We start from the raw sequence: 2,739 nt of genomic DNA on the forward strand, positions 1-2,739 counted from the left end.
ATTGGGCGAGTTTTTTTGTTATGATGTTTTTATTCTTTTGTCTATGAATTCTAGCAATTCCCGCACAATGGTTAGAATTATGATATAGTTTTATAAAAATAACACTTATCAAAGTAGCGGAGGCTTTAGTTATGACATCACAAACACTAGAAGTCATCAAGACGACCACTCATAAGCCAAAGCCTGATCCAGAAGCGTTAGGTTTTGGCAAGTATTTCACTGATCATATGTTACTGATTGATTATCATAGCGACAAAGGGTGGTACCACCCTCGCATCGTACCTTATGAGCCATTAACACTTGATCCGGCAGCCATGGTTTTCCATTACGGTCAGACTGTATTTGAAGGATTAAAGGCGTATAAAGACCATGATGAAAATGTACGATTGTTCCGCCCCGAGGAGAATATGAAGCGACTTAATCGTTCGAATGAGCGTTTAAGTATTCCAACCCTCGATGAAAAGGAAACCTTGTCTTATATTAAAGAGCTCGTCCGTCTTGAGAAAGATTGGATTCCAACATCCACTGGCAAATCACTTTATATCCGTCCATTTGTCATCAATACAGAAGCAAGCCTTTCTGTAGCACCTTCAAAAACGTATACGTTTCTCGTCATCTTGTCTCCAGTTGGTTCTTACTACTCAGAAGGGATCGATCCTGTTAGCATCTTTGTCGAAGATTTTTATACGCGTGCAGCTCCAGGAGGAACGGGCTATGCGAAGACGGCTGGGAACTATAGTGCGGCTTACAAGGCGCAAGAACGTGCCGTTGAACACCAACGCTCCCAAGTCCTCTGGTTAGATGGTCTTGAGAAGAAGTACGTTGAAGAAGTAGGAAGCATGAACGTTTTCTTTAAAATCGACGGTGAGATTCATACCCCAGAAATAAACGGTACCATTCTTGAAGGGGTGACTCGAAAGAGCGTCATTGAACTTCTACGTAGTTGGGATCTTCCTGTTCATGAGCGCCGAATTGCGATGGATGATTTAATCCAAGCCCATCAAAATGGCACACTTGAAGAAGCATTCGGCACAGGAACAGCAGCTGTCATCTCACCAATCGGTATCCTTGATTACAAAGGTAAGGAGTACACGATTAACAACAATAAAACGGGTGACATTTCAAACCGTCTTCATAACGCAATTACTGGGATTCAAACTGGACGTCTAGAAGATCCATTCGGGTGGACGACTGTTTTATAAGCGAAAAACCGCCAATCGAATCATTGGCGGTTTTTTTTCTTCATTTCAGTTATGACGTCTCAATTGCAGGGCTTGGCCTTTTTTGCTACGATAAGATAACGACAATCGAACAAAGGATGCACGACTATGGCGAAGAAAAATGACAATCGAATTTTGGCACAAAACCGAAAAGCCAATCATGAATTTTTCATTGAAGAAACGTATGAAGCAGGGATCGTGCTAAAAGGAACAGAAATTAAATCAATTCGAGCAGGCCAGATGAACATTAAAGAAAGCTTCGCTCGCATTGAAGATGGCGAAATACTTCTTTATCAAGCACACATCAATCCTTATGAACAAGGAAACCGCCATAACCACGATCCTGTACGTACGAGGAAACTTCTTTTACACAAACAACAAATCAAGAAACTCACCGGCAAGTCACAACAACAAGGCTACGCACTCGTCCCATTAAAGGTGTATATAAAGAACGGCTTTGCAAAAGTACTCCTCGGCCTCGGAAAAGGGAAAAAGCACTACGACAAACGCGATTCCCTCAAAAAGAAAGATGCTAAGCGTCAAATGGACAAAGCAATCGGTCAACGCATGAAAGGAATGGAATAAAGGGGCCTTAACTGCCTCTTTATTTTTTTGTTCTCGTAAGCATTGAAGCTGAAATTACAATCACAATTGCCGGAACCACATATGCTGTTACTTGAAAATTCCCTTGATTCAATAAGTCCACGACCATCACACCGATCATCGTGACAATAACAATCCATAAAATGACTCGTTTACTATTCACAGGCGTACGCTCAGAAAGATGAAGAGCAATAAAGCTGAGCACCCCAAGTAAAATTACAATTGCAATGAATTGAAACATAATTAACAACCCGAACGTAGACATGTACAACACCTCATTCACAACGTATGAATAGACAATCCAATTTAGTCGTAAATCTTAATAAAGGAGGTGCCGCAGATGTATGTTGCTCAACTTATTCTTTCCATCGTCAGTCTCGTACAGTTGGTTAGTTATATGATTAGTATCTTGTTTATCACTGGATTTGTATCATTTTTTCTACCAGAAGAAGGAATTTGGATGTTACTCCTCATTATAGCCGTAATTGTAGGAATCCCCCTTCTACTCTTAACACTTGGAATTTTAGGGACCATTAATTTACATAAGAAAAAAGGTCGAGCAGCCAAACAATTACTAGCAACAGGGATTATTCTATTCGTTTTATCCTTGCTAATTAGCTTCTACCCTGAATTCGACTTTGTTTTTTTCATTAGCTCGTTCTTCATGTTTACCCCAATTACCATTGCAGGATTTCTCGCACTGCGCCAACACCGGGCAGCTAAAATTGAAGCTGGAGTTTAATATGCGAAAACCCCCAGGACATTGTTTTTTGTCCTGGGGGTTTTGTTCTATGTTGCCGTTGCTTGGATCACTACACCCCGCCTTTCTCTTGCTACACTGCGCACGGCTCTTACTACACCACGCCTGGCTCTTGCTACACCACGCTTGCTCTTGCTACACTGCGCACGGCTCTTG

At 41.4% G+C, this 2,739-nt stretch carries 4 protein-coding genes; 3 read left to right on the forward strand and 1 reads right to left on the reverse strand.

Going from position 1 to position 2,739, the window contains the following annotated elements; translation table 11 throughout:
• Positions 1 to 131 precede the first annotated feature (131 nt).
• Complete coding sequence (locus JCM19038_RS20095; RefSeq protein ID WP_042421319.1) at positions 132 to 1,202, forward strand: branched-chain amino acid aminotransferase; 1,071 nt, start codon at positions 132 to 134, stop codon at positions 1,200 to 1,202.
• A gap of 126 nt (positions 1,203 to 1,328) precedes the next feature.
• Positions 1,329 to 1,805, forward strand: coding sequence for an SsrA-binding protein SmpB (gene smpB / locus JCM19038_RS20100; RefSeq protein WP_042421322.1), 477 nt, complete (start codon positions 1,329 to 1,331; stop codon positions 1,803 to 1,805).
• 19 nt (positions 1,806 to 1,824) lie between these two features.
• Here smpB and JCM19038_RS20105 read toward each other — a convergent pair whose 3' ends face one another.
• The gene (locus JCM19038_RS20105; protein WP_042421326.1) at positions 1,825 to 2,088 is read right to left on the reverse strand and encodes a hypothetical protein; all 264 of its coding nucleotides are present in this window, start codon (positions 2,086 to 2,088) and stop codon (positions 1,825 to 1,827) included.
• 75 nt (positions 2,089 to 2,163) lie between these two features.
• Here JCM19038_RS20105 and JCM19038_RS20110 point away from each other — a divergent pair, with 75 nt between their 5' ends.
• Positions 2,164 to 2,565: a hypothetical protein gene (locus tag JCM19038_RS20110; protein ID WP_042421329.1), complete on the forward strand. Its 402-nt coding sequence runs from the start codon at positions 2,164 to 2,166 to the stop codon at positions 2,563 to 2,565.
• The last annotated feature ends 174 nt before the right edge of the window (positions 2,566 to 2,739 follow it).

The sequence above is a fragment of the Geomicrobium sp. JCM 19038 genome, assembly GCF_000698125.1.
In the GTDB taxonomy this organism is placed as follows: domain Bacteria; phylum Bacillota; class Bacilli; order Bacillales; family Marinococcaceae; genus Geomicrobium_A.

What these genes read in the sequence shown, in the direction of transcription:
- JCM19038_RS20095 (WP_042421319.1), top strand. Translation starts at nt 132, where the DNA reads ATGACATCACAAACACTAGAAGTCATCAAGACGACCACTCATAAGCCA.
- smpB (WP_042421322.1), top strand. Translation starts at nt 1,329, where the DNA reads ATGGCGAAGAAAAATGACAATCGAATTTTGGCACAAAACCGAAAAGCC.
- JCM19038_RS20105 (WP_042421326.1), bottom strand. Translation starts at nt 2,088, where the DNA reads ATGTCTACGTTCGGGTTGTTAATTATGTTTCAATTCATTGCAATTGTA.
- JCM19038_RS20110 (WP_042421329.1), top strand. Translation starts at nt 2,164, where the DNA reads ATGTATGTTGCTCAACTTATTCTTTCCATCGTCAGTCTCGTACAGTTG.